We start from the raw sequence: 16,892 nt of genomic DNA, 5'->3' as shown, positions 1-16,892 counted from the left end.
CGGCTGTGCTATGCGCGACGCTTCTGGTCGCCTCTATCCCCGTCTTGGTCGGCTCCCTCCTGGCGTTCAACCGCTGTGTCTGCCGGCGCGCTGCTCAGCAGGCGCTTCTCGGTCACTTGCAGGTCGAGGATCGCCTGTTCGATCCGCTCAGCCGGAATGTCGCGTGCCGTGAAGCGCCACCGATGATGCTGCCATAGGCCGACGAGCAGGCGTCGGCTCGGGACTTCTATCGTCTCGTGCAGGAACCATGCTCCTCCCACGGCAATGACAAGCGCGACGGCGATCAGCGACGCTTCCGGCATCAGAGATTCAAAACTCCGATGCACCAGGAACATTATCGGCACGTGGAAAAGATAGAGTGAGAAGCTGATCGTGCCTAAAAACCGCATAGGTGCAGCTGCCAGGACATGGGCTGCGATGGGAGGTTGTCGAGCAACGAGCGCAACGATGATCGCTGCGGCGAAGGCGCTTTGCAGGCTCCAGAATTCGGGGGAAAAACCGGGCACGAGATGCCTGTACGTGAAGAACGCCGCCAGAAGAAAGAGCGTGAAAATGCCGGTGAGGGCGGATAGCGTCCATTTATCCCCGTAGGAATGCATCTTCCCGGCAAGGGCGCCGAAAAGAAAATAGGGGAGCTTGGAAAGGAGCATGATTCCAGGCCCCGGCAATTCCAGCAGGCCATCGACAACGACGACCACCGCGAAACCGACAATCAGGCCGCTGTAGCGCTGCGGGCGGGCTAGGCAAAGCCACAGGATCGGAAAGAGCAGATAGAATTGAATTTCGGGTGGAATTGACCAGAAAACGCCACTCGAGCCCAGAAGAAGGACATGGCGGATTAAGTCGGTGCCGCCGGTGATCGGCTGGACGAAGTCTAGATTCTGCATGCCGGACAGTATCGCCACGAGCAGAACGGCAGCCAGATAAACCGGATAGATGCGGGCAAAGCGGCTGACCAGAAAATCCAGGACGTTTTCCTTTGTCACCGGGCGCGAACCGTAGAGATGAGCCATCAGAAAGCCGCTAAGGGCAAAAAACAAGCCGACGGCTTCGGTGCCCATGGCGGTCAAATGCTCGGATGCACTGGGAAAGATAAGTCCGACATGCGCCAGAACGACCAGCAGCGCGGCGATACCGCGCAGGCCATCGAGACTGGGAATGTAATCCGGCCGGTTCATGGGCAGCTTCTAAATATTCTGTCCCGGTAAGCAGTATCGGACATCGCTTTACACTGTGTTAATCCGGTTGCGCGCAAGCGCCCGGCGCAACCACGTGCCGGAGCTCAGACTATTGGCGGCGGCCTCTTCCGATCTCGCCGCGAAGGATAAATACCAGCAAGGCGACCGCCATTGTCGCCAGCCCGTACCAGGTGATCGCATAGACGAGATGGTTGTTGGAGAAATGGATGACGGTCAGGCCGCCGACGGGCAGACCGCCCGGATTTGCGGTCGCATCGGCATCGATGAAATAGGGGGCGACCGCTCCGACGCTGCGCTTTCCAGCGATCGCCGCGACATCGCGCGAATACCAGCGGTCGGCCGCGGCATCGTTGGATTGCAGCAGCGATCCCTTCGGTTCGGTCATCCTGATCAGACCGGTAATCTCGACCGGGCCTGACAATTCGCCCGCGCGGCGCGTGGCCGGATCGCGTCTGTCCATCGGTACGAAGCCGCGATTGACGAGAATGGCAGTGCCGTCGGCAAGGGCCAACGGCGTCATCACCCAATAACCCGGGCCGATCGCGGTCGACGCATAGACCAGCGTCTCCTTGTCGTTTGCCAAAGTCCCGGTCGCACTCACCCGCCGATACTCGTCCTCGGCGGCATTGACCTTATCCCAATCGGCCTGCCCCGGCGCCGGAGCCGGTGCCGCATGCACACGCTGATCGACGCGGGCGATGAGGTCGCGCTTCCAGGAGAGGCGCTGCACCTGCCAGGTGCCGAGCGCTGCGAGGGCTGCGGCAAGCAGCACCAGGCAGACGCAGAAGAACGCCCGTTTTGCCCGGGAAGGCCGTCTTTGCGATTTGTCCGAAGGAGCCACGCTCATGGGCTGAACCGATGCCGGCGGCGCTGCCGCCGGCGCTCCGTGATCGTCACGGCATGTTCTTCATCATCTCGGGGCTCATCGGCATCATGTTGGTGTTGAGATGATGCATGACCCAGAGGGAACCGGAGAGCGCGATGGCGACGATGATGATGGTGAAGATCAGCGCCATCATCGTCCAGCCGCCCTCGCTGCGCGGGTTCATGTGCAGGAAGAAGACCATATGGACGACGATCTGGATGGCGCCGATGCCCATCACCAGCACCGCCGTCACCAGCGGGCTGGCGAACACGCCTGCCATGACGAGCCAGAAGGGAATGGCGGTCAGGACGACGGAGAGGGCGAAGCCCGTCATATAGCTGCGGAAGGTGCCGTGGCCGGCCTGATGGCCGTGGCTGTGGCCGTGATGGGCCTCGTGGGCATCCTCATGTGCGGGTGCTTGCGAACTCATCCGAGAACTCCCAGGAGATAGACGAAGGAAAAGACGCCGATCCAGACGACGTCGAGGAAGTGCCAGAACATCGACAGGCACATCAGGCGGCGGCGGTTGGCTTCGACCAGCCCGTGCATCGACACCTGCACCATCAGCGTGATCAGCCAGACGATGCCGAAGGTGACGTGCAGCCCGTGCGTGCCGACCAGGGTGAAGAAGGATGAGAGGAAGGCGCTGCGCGTCGGCCCGGCGCCATCGTGGATCAGGTGGATGAACTCATAAAGCTCAAGCCCGATGAAGGCCGCGCCGAACAGGCCGGTGACGGCAAGCCAGAACAGAGTTTCCGCCTTGGCGTTGCGCTCCATCTGCAGCATGGCGAAGCCGTAGGTGATCGAGGAGAGCAGCAGCATCGAGGTGTTGAGGGCGACGATCGGCAGATCGAAGAGATGGGCCGGCGAGGGGCCTGCGGCATAATTGCGGCCGAGCACGCCGTGGGTGGCAAACAGCACCGCAAAAATCAGGCAGTCGCTCATCAGGTAGAGCCAGAAGCCGAGATTGGTGCTGTTCTCCGGATGATGGTCTTCCGTCAGGTAGAATTCAGGCTTTTCGGCCGTGTCGATGGTTTGATCGCTCATGGTCATTACACCTGCTCGGCAAGCAGCGCGGTGCGCTTGCCTTCCGTTTCGGTCACCTCTTCGGCGGGGATGTGGAATTCGCGTCGGTAGTTGAAGGTATGGCCAATCGCCACGACCAGCAGACCGACGAAGGAGACGACGACCAGCCACCACATGTACCAGATCAGGCCGAAGGCGAGCGCGACGCTGATGACCGAGAGGATCGCGCCGGTGCCGGTATTCTTCGGCATATGGATCGGCTTGAAGCCTCCGAGCGGGCGCTCGTAGCCGCGGTTCTTCATGTCGTACCAGCTGTCATGGTCGTGCACGACAGGCGTGAAGGCGAAGTTGTAGTCCGGCGGCGGCGAGGCGGTCGACCATTCGAGCGTCCGGCCGTCCCAGGGATCGCCGCTGTCGTCGCGCAGTTCCTCGCGCTTCATGAAGCTGACGACGATCTGGATCAGGAAGGCGGCGATGCCGAGCGCGATCAGGCCGACGCCGAAGGCGGCGATGATGAACCAGATCTGCAGCGACGGGTCCTCAAACTGGCTCATGCGGCGGGTGACGCCCATCAGGCCGAGCACATAGAGCGGCATGAAGGCGAACCAGAAGCCGATTTGCCAGAACCAGAAGCTCAGCTTGCCCCAGAAGGGATCGAGCTTGAAGCCGAAGGCCTTCGGGAACCAGTAGTTCACGCCGGCAAACATGCCGAACAGAACGCCGCCGATGATGACATTATGGAAGTGGGCGATGAGGAACAGCGAATTGTGCAGCACGAAGTCGGCCGGCGGCACGGCGAGCATGACACCGGTCATGCCGCCGATGACGAAGGTCACCATGAAGCCGACCGTCCACAGCATCGGCACCTCAAAGCGGATGCGGCCGCGATACATGGTGAAGAGCCAGTTGAAGATCTTCGCGCCCGTAGGGATCGAGATGATCATCGTGGTGATGCCGAAGAAGGAGTTGACGGAGGCACCCGAGCCCATCGTGAAGAAGTGGTGCAGCCAGACGATATAGGACAGGATCATGATCACGCAGGTCGCGTAGACCATGGACGCGTAACCGAAGAGGCGTTTGCCGGAGAAGGTGGCGACGACTTCCGAGAAGATGCCGAAGGCCGGCAGCACCAGGATGTAGACTTCCGGATGGCCCCAGATCCAGATGAGGTTGATGTACATCATCGGGTTGCCGCCAAGGTCATTGGTGAAGAAGTTCGTTCCGGCATAGCGGTCGAGCGACAACAGGGCGAGCGTGGCGGTCAGGATCGGGAAGGAGGCGACGATCAGCACGTTGGTGCAAAGCGCCGTCCAGGTGAAGACCGGCATCTTCATGAAGGTCATGCCCGGTGCCCGCATCTTGACGATGGTGGCGATCAGGTTGATGCCCGAAAGCGTCGTTCCGACACCGGCCACCTGCAGGCCCCAGATATAATAATCCACCCCGACGCCAGGGCTGTAGGCGGCACCCGACAGCGGCGGGTAGGCGAGCCAGCCGGTCTGGGCGAATTCGCCGATGAACAGCGACAGCATGATGATGATCGCGCCGGCGGTGGTCATCCAGAAGGAGAAATTGTTGAGGAAGGGGAATGAGACGTCGCGCGCGCCGATCTGCAGCGGCACGACGAAGTTCATCAGGCCGGTGACGAAGGGCATCGCCACGAAGAAGATCATGATGACGCCGTGGGCGGTGAACACCTGGTCGTAATGGTGCGGCGGCAGGTAGCCCTCCGACCCGTTGAAGGCGATCGCCTGCTGGATGCGCATCAGGATGGCGTCGGAGAAGCCGCGCAACAGCATGATGACGGCGAGGATCACATACATGATGCCGATCTTCTTGTGATCGACGCTGCAGATCCAGTCGTTCCAGAGCGGCCCCCAGAACTTGAAATAGGTGATGAGGCCGAGCACCGCGATGGCGCCGATGACGACGCCGATGAAGGTCACGACCAGGATCGGCTCGTGATAAGGGATGGCATCGAGGGTCAACCGGCCGAAGACGAACTTCAGGAGGTCAGGATTGGAAAACATGGAACAACCCGTTCATTATGTCTTGCGACGCAAAGCGCCAGGTTAATTGTTGTTGTTGAGCTGCGCCGGCGCAGGATCGGCGCCGTTGTTCATGCCGGGCATGGAATGGCCGTCATGCTGCATGTCCATCCCGGGCATGCCCTGCATGCCGGGCATATCGTGCTGCATGCTGTTGCCATCGCTTGACTTGGCCGGTTCGCTGCGCGCCGGAGCACCCGTTGCCGGCACGGTGGCGGCAGGCGCCACGATGCCTTCGTCGGCATGGCGGTTGTCATATTGCAGCTTGTCGCGATTCTCGGCGCTTTCCTTGCCACCGCCGCCCGTCATGTCGATGTGCATCATCTCGTTCATGCACATCTTGCCTGGTGTGGCGCACATGTTGAGGATGGCGTCGTAGAGATCGGCATCGGCGCCGGCATAATACCGCACCGGCTCCTTCTCGCTCGGCTTTTCGAGCTTCAGATAGGCGTCGCGGTTGAGCATGGTGCCCTGCTGTTTGACCTTGGCCACCCAGGCGTCGAAGCCTTCGCGGGTGAGGCCGTGGAACTTGAAGCGCATATGCGAGAAGCCCGAGCCGCTGTAATTGGCGGAGAAGCCCTCATACTCGCCCTCTTTGTTGATGACGGCGTGCAGCTTGGTCTCCATGCCCGGCATGGCGTAGATCTGGCCGGCAAGGGCGGGGATATAGAAGGAGTTCATCACCGAGGAGGAGGTGATCTTGAAATTGATCGGCATGTCCACGGGCGCGGCGAGCTCGTTGACGGTGGCGATGCCGAGTTCGGGATAGAAGAACAGCCACTTCCAGTCGAGCGCCACGACCTCAACGGTCAGCGGCTTGGTATCGGCCGGGATGGCGCGCGCCGCATCGAGGCGGTCGAGCGGGCGGTAGGGATCGAGCTTATGGGTGGAAATCCAGGTGACGGCGCCGAGCGCGATGATGATCGCCAGCGGTGCCGCCCAGATGACGATTTCGAGGCGGGTCGAATGGTGCCATTCCGGCGCATAGGTTGCGGCCGTGTTGGAGTGGCGGTAGCGCCAGGCAAAGAGCAGCGTCAGGAAGATCACCGGGATGATGATCAGCAGCATCAGCACCGTCGAGATCACGATGAGATCGCGCTGTTGCACGGCGATGTCGCCGGACGGCGCCATGACCACCATGTTGCATCCTGCCAGGAAGAGCAGCGGCAAGACGGATAGAAGGCGGGAAAACTTCATGAGTTTTGGCACGTCTCTAAGCTCTTGTTGTTTCGTTTGTTCCGCGACTAAAGCACTGAACCAGATCGCGACATGAGGTGTTTGGTCGCAGTGCAGCAAGCATGCCGCACTGCGGCGTAAATGCTGTTGTTCTATAGCGTTGAAATCCTGAGGATATCCAGAAGGATTCTTTCGCCAGCGCATGTTTCAGTCCAATATATCCGCAAGTGCCGGCCAGGCCAGCATTTGCAGGGGAAATCACCGTCCGGATCACGCAAATTTTTCCCATCCACGCTTCATTTGCGCCGCGATGATCAACTATTTCAGTCTTACGGACTTGATAAGCCTGCGGGTTTGATCAAGATCACGCTTGGGGCGCCTTGCCGGAAGCGCCTTAACGAGGAGGTGTCTATGGCAACAACATCGCATTACGGACCGTCGTCATCGTCGCTGGAACGCGACGCGCGGCGTATTCACGACGACAAACCGGTTTCGCCAGGCAGCATCGCCATCGGCGTGGTCATCGGCCGCATGTCGGAATTCTTCGATTTCTTCGTCTACGGCCTCGCCTCCGTCCTGGTCTTTCCACAGCTCGTCTTCCCCTTTGCGCCAGACCGGCTGACGGGCACGCTCTATTCCTTCGCCATCTTCTCGCTCGCCTTCCTCGCTCGCCCGGTCGGCTCCGTCGTCTTCATGACCATCGACCGGATGTATGGGCGCGGCACCAAACTGACGATCGCGCTTTTCCTGCTCGGCGGCTCGACGGCCTCGATCGCCTTCCTGCCGGGTTACGAGGAGATCGGCGTCTGGTCGATCGCGCTCTTGGCGCTCTTCCGTCTCGGTCAGGGTTTTGCGCTCGGCGGCGCCTGGGACGGGCTTGCCTCGCTGCTGGCGCTCAATGCGCCGGCCAATCACCGCGGCTGGTATGCGATGATCCCGCAGCTCGGCGCGCCGATCGGTTTTGCCCTGGCAAGCACGCTGTTCGGTTATTTCGTCGCCAATCTTTCCAGCGAGGATTTCCTCTCCTGGGGTTGGCGTTATCCGTTCTTCGTCGCCTTCGCGATCAACGTCGTGGCGCTGTTTGCGCGTCTGCGCCTGGTCATGACCAAGGAATTCGGCACGTTGCTGGAACAGCACGAGCTGGAAGCTGCACCGATCCTCGACGTGCTGCGCGTTCACGGCCGCGACATCCTGATCGGCGCCTTCGTGCCGCTCGCCAGTTTTGCGATGTTCCACCTCGTCACCATCTTCCCGCTCGGCTGGATGAGCCTTTACGGCAACCAGCCGATCGGCGCCTTCATGGTGGTGCAGGTGGTCGGCGCCATGGTCGGCATCGTCGCCATCGTCGCGTCGGGCCTGATTGCCGATCGCATCGGCCGGCGCGCCCAGCTTGCCATCTGCGCCGTCCTGATCGCCGTCTTCAGCTTCGTCGGCCCGATCCTGATCGCCTCTGGCAACAGCGGCCACGACGCCTTCGTCATCATCGGCTTCGGCGTGCTCGGCCTGTCCTTCGGCCAGGCGACCGGCTCGATCTCGTCGCGCTTCGGCCGCGGTTATCGCTATACCGGTGCTGCATTCACCTCGGATCTCGCCTGGCTGATCGGCGCCGGCTTTGCGCCGCTGGTGGCACTCAGCCTCTCCAGCCGCTTCGGCCTGACCTTCGTCGGTTACTACCTTCTCTCCGGCGCTATCTGCACGCTGGCAGCGCTCGCCTTCAGCAGGGCGCTGGAACAGCGCGAATAGGCGGGCTTGAAGACACGGCCTGCATGGGAAACCGTGCAGGCTGGGCTTGCTGATAATTCAAACTTCGATCTTCACTCGGCGTCATCCTCGGCCTTGTGCCGAGGATCTGCTACATATCAACCGGTTGCAGATGCTCGGGACCAGCCCGAGCATGACGAAAGAGGGGTTGGTCCGGCTTTGTCAGTCGTCTGGGCATCCATGGGAAATCATGCAGGCCGCGTTTTCGAACTGCGCAATTCCAATTATTGAATGCATTGCAATCTATAATTAAATGCATTGCAATCTATAATTAAATGCATATCCTTGTCGGCCTGAGAGAGGATATTCCATGACCGCAGAAACCATCGATCATGCGACCCTTTCCCGTCTTGTCGATGCAGGAGCGGTCGAGGCCGCGCATGTCGTCGGCAAAACTGGCGGCTGGTCCGTCGTCATCCGCTACGGCAAATCAGAGCGCTCGCTCGCCGCCCAACGCAGCCGGCAGGTGCGGGTGTTCAAGCGCATGGATACCCTGGTGTCCTATCTCAAGGATGTCGGCATCTCGCAGTTCGATGTCGATGCAGCCGATTACGTTTCCGAGACAACCTCGCGGCCGGATCGGGCCGCCGCTCTGCGCCGGACCCATGAGGCGGCGGAATACGACAAGTGGTTCCGCGAACAGGTCGAAGAGGCGATCCGGGAAGCAGACGATCCGAACGCGGTCTGGATCCCGCACGAAGTCGTCGAAGAAGAGATGGCGCGGGAACGGGCGGAACTGCTGGCGCGGCTTAACGGCGAGGCCAAGTGAAGCTTCTCTGGAGTGCGAAAGCTGCATCCGATCGCAAAAGAGTAATTCAGTTTATCGCCGAACAGAATGTCGGCGCCGCGATAAACCAGCTTGATGAGATCGAGCGTCAGACTGATTTGCTCATTGATCAGCCGGAGATCGGCCGGCCCGGACGAATCGATGGAACGCGCGAACTGGTCGTTTCACGCACATCTTTTATCGTGATCTATCGTGTCCGCCAAAAACTCAAACAGGTGGAAATATTGCGCCTCGTCCATGGCGCGCAAAAATGGCCACCGGCATCCTGACCTGAAATCTTATTGCGCCATCTGCGGCTGCTTTGCCGCGCGGGCCGCGGTCAGTTCCGCGGTGGTGTGGTTCAGGCGGTCGGCCAGCACCCGCATGATTTCCACGGCCATCTCCGGAAAGTCGCTGAGCAGCTTCAGGAAGTGTTCCTTGCTGATGCGCAGCACCTCGAGCGGCGAGGTGGCGCGAACGGTTGCCGTGCGCGAGACATCGCAGAGGATGGCGATTTCGCCGACGATGGAGTTGAGTTCGACATCGGCGACCTTGATCTCGCCGGCGGGCGAGGAGACGATGATATCGGCGGTGCCGGAGAGAATGACATAGGCGGCGTCGCCGACATCGCCCTGATGGAAGAGGTTCTGTCCGGCCTTATAGGTCATGCGGTCGGAGGTGAAGGCCAAAAGCTTGAGCTTGGCTGGCGCGATCCTCGAAAAGATCGGCACCCGGCGCAGCATTTCCACTTCGTCTCTCAACAGCATGAGCGTTTCAATCCCCTGACGCAGGGTTCTTGGAACCTGGCGCCTTCAATTCCTGGCGTCCCCCCGGGAACGCCGACCATCGCCGCCGCTATAGAATATTACGATAACAGTTCCTTGAACATCCCGTTTTTCTCGGAAAGTTCGGGATAGTTTCCGGCTTCGGCCAAGCCGCCGCGGTCGAAGAGCAGGATCCGGTCGAACATCTCGGCAAGGCGCGCATTGGAGAGCACCCAGATGATTGACGGCCGCTGGCCTTCTTCGTGCAGGTCCTGGACGATGTTGCGGGTGATCTGGTCCTGAACGCGCTGGTCGAGCGCCGATAGCGGCCGGTTGAAGATGAAATAGTCCGAGCGTTTCAGCAGCGCACGCGCCAGGTTCAGCTTCTGCCGCTGCACCATGGTCAGCCGCTTGCCGCCGGAGCCGACGTCGAATTCCAGCCCGATCGCCAGGACATCGTCATAAAGATCGAGCGCGTCGAAAAGTTCGCCCATGATGGCGCGGATGCGGTCGGAGGCGTCGGCCTGCTGGTAGGCGATGCGACCGAAGAGCACATTGTCCATCAGGCTTGCCGACGGCGTAAAACGCTCGGCGTCGTAGCGCTCGATCAGCTCGCCGAGGTCGGCCGGGATATGCTCGTGGAACTGCTTGCGGGCGCTGACGATCTTGTCCATCAACTCGTCGGTCAGCAGGCCGAAGCGGTGCCGCGGCTCGATATAGGCAAAACTTAAGCGGATGATGGCCGAACGCTCCTCGGGCGTCGCATCCTCGAAGCGGCGGCTTTGCAGCTTCTGCAGCAGCGCCTGATAGGTCGGGATGTCGTCGGCCGTCATGAAGGTCAGCTGCTGGAAGAACGGATGGTCCGGCGGCAGGTCGTGGAAGAGTTCGACGGCATTCTCGGCGATCTCAAGGCCCATGGCGTAGAGGTCGGTGCTCAAGCCCGTCTCGCGGAACAGCTGCTGGAAATAGGGATGGGCGGCAAGCCGGCGATTGGTCATCAGCGGCCGCTTCATCGTGCCGAAGAGCAGATTTTCGCCGACCGTTGCCTGGGCGTTATAGGCGTCGAAATCGAATGGCACGACGATGCCGTCGAGCCCTTCGTCGCGCAGCCGGTCTCTCAACGAGGCGCGCAGGGCGACGACATGTTCGCTGACGGCGACATGCACGTCAGTGTTGACGGTCGAGCGCAGCGCCAGATCGAGGATATCCTGCGAGATCAGCACGGCATCGAGCACCGGCCGGATGGCTTTCAGCAAATCCTCCGGCCCGCTGGCGCCCGCTGCCTGGTAATCCACCCAGTCGCTGTTGAGATCGAGCGTCGGATTGCCGGCCTTCACCGCCTCGACGGAGTGCCATTTATATTCGAGCGCTTCCTTCTCGTCGTAGACAGGATCGGTCATCGGCGCGTGCTTGAGGCCGTAGAGCAGATTGCTAGCGAGCGTGCCATGAAAGAAAAAGGTATCGGCCGAGGCATAGGAAATGCGCCGGCCGGTGATCGATTCCGGCAGGTCCAGCAGGTCGCGTCCGTCGATGGTGATGCGGCCGGAATCGGGCCAGACCATGCGGCCGAGCGCTTCGGCGAAGGCTTCCGCACCGCTGCCGTTCGGGCCGACGATCGCCACCGTCTCGTTCGGCTTGATCTCGACGGAGACGTGGTCGACGAGACGAGCGCCGCTGTCGTCGGAGAGCGAGAGATTGGTGATGACGAGCGCGCTGGTCAGCGCGCCGACGGGGGCGGTCGCCAGCTCCTGGATGCGGCTGTCGATCAGCGGTTCGACGTTGAACTGCTCGTAGACCTGCTGGTACTTCACCTGCACGTCCTGGCGCATCTGGTCCCAGTCGATCAGTTCCTTCAGTGGCCCGGGCAGGTCCTTGTAGGCCGATATGACGGCGACCAGCTGGCCGATGTCGAGCCTGCCCTGCAACGCCAGGTAACCGCCGATCGCGTAGAACAGGAAGGGCGTCACCTGGGCGAGGAAGTTGTTGATGAACTTCACCAGGAACTTCCACTGGTAAAGGTCGTAGCGGATCGAAAAGATCCGGCCGAGCCGCGAGGCGATGTCGGCGCGCTCGAGGTTGGACGTGTCGTTGCCGTGGATCGTGCCGATGCCGTCGACGATTTCGCCGACACGGCCGGAAAGCTCGCGTGCCGTCAGCTGCCGCTGGCGGCCAAGATCCAGCAGCCGCTTGCGCATGCGGGGAATGACGATGGCCTGGACGCCGACGATGCCGGCGGCAATCATGCCGAGCCAGAAATTCTGGACGATGATGAAGGCGAGCGCGGTGATCGCCTGGCCGCCGAGAAGGGCAGGCGAGACGAAGGCGTCGCCGGTGAAGCCGCCCATCGGCTCCACCTCGTCCTTGATCATCGTGGCGATCTCGGCCGATTTCACCCGCTTGAAGTGGATGGGCGGAAAACGCAGCACCCGGTCGATCAGTTCGAAGCGGATACGGCGCAGCATGCGCTCGCCGAGCCGGCCCTTATAGGTGTTGATATAGAACTTGAAGAGACCGTTCAGCACCACCAGCGCCAGAAACACCAGGCTGAGGGCCATCAGCATCTGGAAGCGGTTGAGCTGCAAGCCTTGAAAGAATTCGACATGGCCGATCAGCGGAATGTCGTAGGCGATGTGCATGAAGGTCTGCCTTGCGCCGGGACCTTCGAAACCATCGCCCTGGATCGGTCCGTTGACGATCTGCTTCGGCAGGTCGAAGGACAGGAAATAGGGCACCATCGAGGCGGCGACGACAGCCAGAATCCACAGCTGCTGCAGCCGCGTGTTCTTCCAGATGTAGCGGGCGAGGCTTTTTTCCATGGCTAACCGTCAGCGTGCTGGGAAATTCCGGGGGCCGGGATGGGGAGCAATTCTGAGAACAGGACCATGCAGCCGGACCGCCGATATCGCAATGAAAACAAGGCGAAGAGACCGGCTGCAGAAAGGCCGATTCTCGCCGGAACTTTGCTTATATCACAGGAATTTTGGATTGCAGCGCCATGCGTCTGAAAAGACGCGAAAAGGGCATCGCAACACTTGGAATTGCTGGATAATTTTATCCATGAATCGATTTCGATTGACGGGATATGCAGCGGCAGGCGGCTCGGCGAGTATCCGGAGATCGGCGCTGCGGGCAAACGAAACCCCCGGAAAAATCCGGGGGCTCGTCGTTGAAGATCTCAAGAGGGGTCGCGCTTAAGCGGCGACCGCTCGCGGCGCGGCGTTCGGATAGGAGCAGCTCATCGCTTCCGCGATCATATCGGCGTCCTCATTGCTGATGCCGAACAGGCCGAAGCGAAGCTGGTAGCCCCAATTGGGGCCGACCCGTGTGAAGGAAAGCCGGTCGAGCAGAGGCCGGATCGGCGTTTCCTCTGCCGACTGCCAATCGACATCGCGCCGCCAGGGCCTGAAACCGCTTTCCATCTCCACCTGGTAAGGCGCACCGTCGCGTGCCGCGCCGATCGCGGTGAAGGCCTGCAGGCGGTCTTTGCCGCCAAAGACGACGGTGGGCGAGTAGTAAATCACGCGATCCCCGGGCGTGATCCGCCTGAGGGGTGATGCCTTGCCGTGACAGACCTGCATGAAGCCGGCTTGACGGCCGATGCGGACATGCTCTGCGGAAGCGACGGCGATCCAGGCTTTGGCCATGGCTCAAGCCTCCTCGGTCACGGTGTAGACGCGCAGACGATGCCCATCGGGATCGGCGGCGACGAAGCTTCGGCCGAAATCGAGATCGGTTGGCGCCATGACGATGTTTGCGCCCTTGGCCTGCCAATCGGCATGGGTCGCATCGACCATGTCTGATGTCGCGACCTTAAATCCTATGTCGCAGCCGCCGCCCGCTGCTGCCGGCGCCGGCTCCACGCCCGCTTTGCCCCAGAGACCGAGCCCCAGGCCGGAAGGCAGGATGAACATGGCGAAGGTCGCGCTCGCCTCCACGGGCTCCTTCCCGAGCAGGCTGGTGTAGAAGCGGGCGCTCGTCGGGGCGTCGGTCACGTAGAGAAGAATGCTGTTGCTGGCGGTCATAAGGCTCTCCTGTTGTTCGTTGGACAGCAGAAGCTTATGGCCAGACACTGCCAAATTCTGGCAGTATCATACGTCTCGATGCGATATTCCCTGGATCTCCCGCCATTGTTTCAGCAGCGCCTGCCGGCGCTTCGGATACCGGGCGTCGAGCACTTGCGCATGCACGATTCGATCCGTGCGAAACGAGCGGAAATCCTGGCGGAGTTCGCACCAGCCAAGGAGGAGGCGCACCTGGTCGAAAAAAGCAAGCGCGAACGGCCACACCACACGCTCCGACGCCACGCCGGCTCCGTCGCTATAGGAGATCAAAAGCTTGCGTTCGGTGCGGATCGCCTTGCGCAGAAGTGCCGGATCGACCTGGTCGACAGGGAGTTTGACGCCAGGCCCCACCAGGAGAGCGGATGCATCCAGTGCGTCGCGCAATTCGGGCGGCAGCACGGCGGCAATCCGCGCCAGCGCATTTCGCGCCGCATCGCGCAAGTGATCGTCCCCTCTGTCCGCCACCCACCGGGAGCCGAGGACAAGCGCTTCGATCTCCTCCGGCGGAAACATCAGCGGCGGCAGGAGAAACCCGGGTTTCAAGATATAACCGACACCCGGTTCGCCCTCGATCGCCGCGCCCTGGGCCTGAAGGCTGGCGATATCCCGATAGAGGGTGCGGATACTGACGCCTATCTCGTCGGCCAGCACCCCGCCACTCACCGGCCGACGGTGGCGGCGCAATACCTGGAGGAGGTCGAGGAGGCGTTCGGAGCGGGACATGCGGCAACTTATACAGGCTTGCTGCTGCCAGATAGTGGCAGCATAAGATTTGGGCGGCTTTGCCGAAGCCGTTGGTTACCCACCTGTGCTCATCGACATCCTCAAAGCTTCGAGTCGCCGGCAATGATGGAGCGAATGATGCCGGCGGTTTTCTCAGCCCCGTCGAGATCGAGCGAGACTGGCCCGGTCCGCGGCGTGGCGAGTGCCTTTTCGACGGCTTCCTTCACATGGCCCGGCGTCAGTCCCGTTTCCGGCAGAATGTCGGCGAGACCAAGCGCCTGCAGCCGCTCGGCGCGCACCGTCTGTTCGGTTTCGCCGCCGGCGACGAAGGGGATGAGGACTGCCCGGCATTCGGTGCGCAGCAGGTCGCCGACCGTGTTGTAGCCTGCCTGGGAGATCGAAACCTTGGCGCCGCGCAGCAGCGAGGGGAAATCCCTGCGGAAGCGGACCAGCGTCACGTTTGGCGCCGCATCCTCAGACAGTGCAGCGAAATCGGCTTCCGGCAGGTTCGGGCCTGCTATCAGCAGCCAGCGAAGATTGCCGGGCAGGAGGGCCGCCGCCTCTTTTGCGGCGCCGATCAGCGCCGCCCCGACCGCGCCGCCGCCTGCCGATGCGATAATGTCGAAGGTTTCGGTCGGTTCCGGTGCCGGCGGCGCTGCGACGAGGCCGGTATAACGCAGCCTGTCGGCGATCTCTGCCGTCAGCGGAAAAGTGTCCTCAAGCCTGGTGAAACCGGGGTCGCCATGGACGAGCACCGCATCGAAATGATCCTTGACCAGGGCCGCAGTCTCCGCGTCGCGGCCGGCCTTGCGGTTTTCCTGCAGGATGTCGCGCACGGAGCTGAGGAGCTTCGGCCGCGGCTCCGCCTTGTCGATCGCCGCAAGCAGCGGCAGCAGTTCGAAGCGCATTTGCCGCCGGCCGAAGGGGAAGGCTTCGATGATGACGACATCGGGCCTGGCGGCGTGGAAGGCCTCAAGCAGCAGATCGCGGCGGGCATTGAGGAAATCCTCGCCGGCGGGGCGGCCCTCGGCATCGGCGAGGCCGGAAAAACCGGCATTGCTGGCGACGACCGGCTGCAGGGCAACGGTCCTGACGCCGTCGCCGGGAAAACCCGGCACCGGCAGGCCGCCGGTGACGACCGTGACGTCGAAGCCGTCCTTGACGAGCGCGTTGGCGATGCGGCTGGCGCGGGCAATATGGCCGATGCCGAGCAGGTGCTGGACGTAGAAGAAGATGCGCGGTGCCGTCATGACGCCTTCTGCCATTCGGCCTCGAACAGGCCGGTGAGCTGCCGGATGCTGGAGTGATAATCGAAATCGTCGCGCACCCGCCTTTCGGCGGCGTCGCCGAGGCGCTTGCGGAGCGCCGGGTTGCGGATCGCCGTCTCGAGCGCCTTGGCCAGCAGCGCCGGATCCTCCGGCGGTACGACAAGGCCGTTTTCGCCGTCCTCCAGAAGTTCCGGAACGCCGGATACCGCCGTCGAGAGGCAGACGAGCCGCTGGCTCGAAGCCTCCACCAGCACGTTCGGCAGGCCGTCGCGGTCGCCATTGGCGGCGATCCGGCAGGCGAGCGCGAAAAGGTCGGCGCGGCGGTAGTGATCGAGCACGTCTTCCTGCGCCATGGCCCCCTTCCAGACGATGCGGTGGGAGAGGCCGAGCTTGCCGGCGAGCGCCTTCAGCTTGGCAAGCTCCTCGCCGCCGCCAATATGGTCCATGCGCCAATGCAGGTCAGCGGGCAGCAGCGCCAGTGCACGCAGCAGCACGTCATAACCCTTCTTCTCGACGGCGCGGCCGACGCTGAGGATGAAGGCGGGATCGTCGGAGTCGCTGCCGGTTCTCTCTGAACGCTCGCCGGCAAAATGGCCGAACCGGGCAAGATCGAGACCGTGGTAGCTCAAGTGCACCGCATCCTTGCGGGAGGTCAGCTTGCGCATATGCTCATAGCCCGTCCTGGTGCAGGTGACGGCCCAGCGGGCGCTGCCGAGTTTTTCCTGCAGCTCCCAGTCCGGCGACGTCCAGATGTCCTTGGCATGGGCCGAACAGGTCCAGGGTGTGCCGGTGAGGATGCTCGCATATTCCGTCACCGAGGCCGGCGTGTGGATGAAATGGGCATGCAGCCATTGCCCGCCATCCGGCCACTCGCGTCCGAGCACCAGCGCCTGGCCGAGACGGCGGAAGCGGTTGCGGGAGATGTCGCGCTTGAGGTCAGCGAGGAAACGTTTGATCAGGACCTTGAAGCCGGGTTTGGAGAACCCGGCGACCAGGCCTTTCAGCACGCGGATCGGCTCCTCGTGCAGATATTCCGGCAGGTAGACCACCCGCGCCCTGATCTCGTCATGCACGGGGTGGCGCTTCTTGTCGGTCGGCCGGCGCATCGAAATCAGCGTCAGGTCAAAGCCGGCCTTTTCCAAGCCGAGCAGCTCCTGGGCGATGAAGGTTTCCGAAAGGCGGGGATAGCCTTTCAGCACGACGAGGATCTTGCGGCGTGGCGGCAAGGCTGTGCC

Annotated in this window: 16 protein-coding genes; 3 read left to right on the top strand and 13 right to left on the bottom strand. The window is 62.0% G+C overall.

Features of this window, described 5'->3' with window-relative positions; translation table 11 throughout:
• Positions 1 to 8 precede the first annotated feature (8 nt).
• The 6 genes from CO657_RS31885 to cyoA all read right to left on the bottom strand — a co-directional run bounded on the left by CO657_RS31885 (position 9) and on the right by cyoA (position 6,347).
• Positions 9 to 1,178 (bottom strand): acyltransferase family protein, encoded by a 1,170-nt coding sequence (locus CO657_RS31885; RefSeq protein ID WP_054184038.1) that lies wholly within the window; start codon positions 1,176 to 1,178, stop codon positions 9 to 11.
• A gap of 109 nt (positions 1,179 to 1,287) precedes the next feature.
• Complete coding sequence (locus CO657_RS31880) at positions 1,288 to 2,046, bottom strand: SURF1 family protein (RefSeq protein WP_054184039.1); 759 nt, start codon at positions 2,044 to 2,046, stop codon at positions 1,288 to 1,290.
• Positions 2,047 to 2,092: 46 nt separating this feature from the next.
• Positions 2,093 to 2,494 (bottom strand): cytochrome o ubiquinol oxidase subunit IV, encoded by a 402-nt coding sequence (cyoD, locus tag CO657_RS31875; RefSeq protein WP_003595044.1) that lies wholly within the window; start codon positions 2,492 to 2,494, stop codon positions 2,093 to 2,095.
• The gene (cyoC, locus tag CO657_RS31870) at positions 2,491 to 3,111 is read right to left on the bottom strand and encodes a cytochrome o ubiquinol oxidase subunit III (protein ID WP_054184126.1); all 621 of its coding nucleotides are present in this window, start codon (positions 3,109 to 3,111) and stop codon (positions 2,491 to 2,493) included. The genes cyoD and cyoC overlap by 4 nt, the downstream gene beginning before the upstream one ends.
• Positions 3,112 to 3,116: 5 nt before the next feature.
• Positions 3,117 to 5,120 carry a cytochrome o ubiquinol oxidase subunit I gene (cyoB, locus tag CO657_RS31865; RefSeq protein ID WP_054184040.1) on the bottom strand — a complete coding sequence of 668 codons (2,004 nt, stop codon included), beginning with the start codon at positions 5,118 to 5,120 and terminating at the stop codon, positions 3,117 to 3,119.
• A 42-nt stretch (positions 5,121 to 5,162) separates the two neighbouring features.
• Positions 5,163 to 6,347, bottom strand: coding sequence for a ubiquinol oxidase subunit II (gene cyoA, locus CO657_RS31860; protein ID WP_054184041.1), 1,185 nt, complete (start codon positions 6,345 to 6,347; stop codon positions 5,163 to 5,165).
• Positions 6,348 to 6,725: 378 nt separating this feature from the next.
• Here cyoA and CO657_RS31855 point away from each other — a divergent pair, with 378 nt between their 5' ends.
• The 3 genes from CO657_RS31855 to CO657_RS31840 all read left to right on the top strand — a co-directional run bounded on the left by CO657_RS31855 (position 6,726) and on the right by CO657_RS31840 (position 9,131).
• The gene (locus CO657_RS31855) at positions 6,726 to 8,057 is read left to right on the top strand and encodes an MFS transporter (protein ID WP_054184042.1); all 1,332 of its coding nucleotides are present in this window, start codon (positions 6,726 to 6,728) and stop codon (positions 8,055 to 8,057) included.
• A 328-nt stretch (positions 8,058 to 8,385) separates the two neighbouring features.
• Positions 8,386 to 8,844 (top strand): hypothetical protein, encoded by a 459-nt coding sequence (locus CO657_RS31845; protein ID WP_054184043.1) that lies wholly within the window; start codon positions 8,386 to 8,388, stop codon positions 8,842 to 8,844.
• Positions 8,841 to 9,131 carry a type II toxin-antitoxin system RelE/ParE family toxin gene (locus CO657_RS31840; RefSeq protein WP_054184044.1) on the top strand — a complete coding sequence of 97 codons (291 nt, stop codon included), beginning with the start codon at positions 8,841 to 8,843 and terminating at the stop codon, positions 9,129 to 9,131. Before CO657_RS31845 ends, CO657_RS31840 begins: the two co-directional genes overlap by 4 nt.
• A 9-nt stretch (positions 9,132 to 9,140) precedes the next feature.
• Here CO657_RS31840 and CO657_RS31835 read toward each other — a convergent pair whose 3' ends face one another.
• The 7 genes from CO657_RS31835 to CO657_RS31805 all read right to left on the bottom strand — a co-directional run bounded on the left by CO657_RS31835 (position 9,141) and on the right by CO657_RS31805 (position 16,883).
• A complete protein-coding gene (locus CO657_RS31835) occupies positions 9,141 to 9,608 on the bottom strand; it encodes a cyclic nucleotide-binding domain-containing protein (RefSeq protein ID WP_003563501.1) in 468 nt (155 codons plus the stop codon).
• Positions 9,609 to 9,706: 98 nt separating this feature from the next.
• On the bottom strand, positions 9,707 to 12,421 hold the full coding sequence (locus tag CO657_RS31830) for an ABC transporter ATP-binding protein (RefSeq protein WP_054184045.1): 2,715 nt from the start codon (positions 12,419 to 12,421) through the stop codon (positions 9,707 to 9,709).
• 375 nt (positions 12,422 to 12,796) lie between these two features.
• Positions 12,797 to 13,249, bottom strand: a complete 453-nt coding sequence (locus CO657_RS31825; RefSeq protein ID WP_054184046.1) for an EVE domain-containing protein — start codon at positions 13,247 to 13,249, stop codon at positions 12,797 to 12,799.
• 3 nt (positions 13,250 to 13,252) lie between these two features.
• Complete coding sequence (locus tag CO657_RS31820; RefSeq protein WP_003595058.1) at positions 13,253 to 13,627, bottom strand: VOC family protein; 375 nt, start codon at positions 13,625 to 13,627, stop codon at positions 13,253 to 13,255.
• Positions 13,628 to 13,693: 66 nt separating this feature from the next.
• A complete protein-coding gene (locus CO657_RS31815) occupies positions 13,694 to 14,389 on the bottom strand; it encodes a helix-turn-helix transcriptional regulator (RefSeq protein WP_054184047.1) in 696 nt (231 codons plus the stop codon).
• A 101-nt stretch (positions 14,390 to 14,490) separates the two neighbouring features.
• Positions 14,491 to 15,639, bottom strand: a complete 1,149-nt coding sequence (locus CO657_RS31810; RefSeq protein WP_054184048.1) for a glycosyltransferase family protein — start codon at positions 15,637 to 15,639, stop codon at positions 14,491 to 14,493.
• Positions 15,636 to 16,883 (bottom strand): glycosyltransferase family 4 protein, encoded by a 1,248-nt coding sequence (locus CO657_RS31805; RefSeq protein WP_054184049.1) that lies wholly within the window; start codon positions 16,881 to 16,883, stop codon positions 15,636 to 15,638. Before CO657_RS31805 ends, CO657_RS31810 begins: the two co-directional genes overlap by 4 nt.
• Between the last annotated feature and the right edge of the window lie 9 nt (positions 16,884 to 16,892).

It is taken from the genome of Rhizobium acidisoli (genome assembly GCF_002531755.2).
Classification (GTDB): domain Bacteria; phylum Pseudomonadota; class Alphaproteobacteria; order Rhizobiales; family Rhizobiaceae; genus Rhizobium; species Rhizobium acidisoli.
The sequence above is the reverse complement of the archived record's forward strand: the minus strand, read 5'-3'. Positions and strand labels throughout refer to the sequence as shown.

Bases quoted from the DNA above. Each gene is read 5' to 3' on its own strand.
- CO657_RS31825 (WP_054184046.1), bottom strand. From the start codon at position 13,249: ATGGCCAAAGCCTGGATCGCCGTCGCTTCCGCAGAGCATGTCCGCATC.
- CO657_RS31855 (WP_054184042.1), top strand. From the start codon at position 6,726: ATGGCAACAACATCGCATTACGGACCGTCGTCATCGTCGCTGGAACGC.
- CO657_RS31885 (WP_054184038.1), bottom strand. From the start codon at position 1,178: ATGAACCGGCCGGATTACATTCCCAGTCTCGATGGCCTGCGCGGTATC.
- cyoB (WP_054184040.1), bottom strand. From the start codon at position 5,120: ATGTTTTCCAATCCTGACCTCCTGAAGTTCGTCTTCGGCCGGTTGACC.
- CO657_RS31820 (WP_003595058.1), bottom strand. From the start codon at position 13,627: ATGACCGCCAGCAACAGCATTCTTCTCTACGTGACCGACGCCCCGACG.
- cyoD (WP_003595044.1), bottom strand. From the start codon at position 2,494: ATGAGTTCGCAAGCACCCGCACATGAGGATGCCCACGAGGCCCATCAC.
- cyoC (WP_054184126.1), bottom strand. From the start codon at position 3,111: ATGAGCGATCAAACCATCGACACGGCCGAAAAGCCTGAATTCTACCTG.
- CO657_RS31810 (WP_054184048.1), bottom strand. From the start codon at position 15,639: ATGACGGCACCGCGCATCTTCTTCTACGTCCAGCACCTGCTCGGCATC.
- CO657_RS31830 (WP_054184045.1), bottom strand. From the start codon at position 12,421: ATGGAAAAAAGCCTCGCCCGCTACATCTGGAAGAACACGCGGCTGCAG.
- CO657_RS31835 (WP_003563501.1), bottom strand. From the start codon at position 9,608: ATGCTGTTGAGAGACGAAGTGGAAATGCTGCGCCGGGTGCCGATCTTT.
- CO657_RS31880 (WP_054184039.1), bottom strand. From the start codon at position 2,046: ATGAGCGTGGCTCCTTCGGACAAATCGCAAAGACGGCCTTCCCGGGCA.
- CO657_RS31815 (WP_054184047.1), bottom strand. From the start codon at position 14,389: ATGTCCCGCTCCGAACGCCTCCTCGACCTCCTCCAGGTATTGCGCCGC.
- CO657_RS31845 (WP_054184043.1), top strand. From the start codon at position 8,386: ATGACCGCAGAAACCATCGATCATGCGACCCTTTCCCGTCTTGTCGAT.